Source organism: Belnapia sp. AC561, from assembly GCF_979252845.1.
The window spans coordinates 1-238 of the sequence record NZ_CEEDBP010000473.1 but is presented as its reverse complement, the minus strand read 5'-3'; the positions used below and the strand labels follow the sequence as shown (position 1 = coordinate 238).

General features: G+C 69.7%; 1 protein-coding gene. It reads left to right on the top strand.

Features of this window, described 5'->3' with window-relative positions; genetic code table 11:
* On the top strand, positions 1 to 238 hold a 238-nt coding region (locus tag AC0IW9_RS31900), incomplete at both ends, for a hypothetical protein (protein ID WP_471652287.1).

Below are 238 nucleotides of genomic sequence, written 5' to 3'. Positions count from 1 at the left end.
AGAAGGTGCAGGCATCAGCCAGCGAGGATCAGATCAGCGCCGAGCGGACGGTGCTGCGCGACCGCTTCAGGGCGGAGTTGCCGACCGACTATGCACGGCTCCTCTCCGTGGTGAACGGCGTCGACTTCAACGGGGTCGTGCTCTACGGCGCCGGCCATACCCAGGCGTCGCCGGGGGCCGGCGGCTTCTGGCAGGGTATCGCGGAGGCGAACACCTTGTGGCGCGAGGGGCCGGGCCA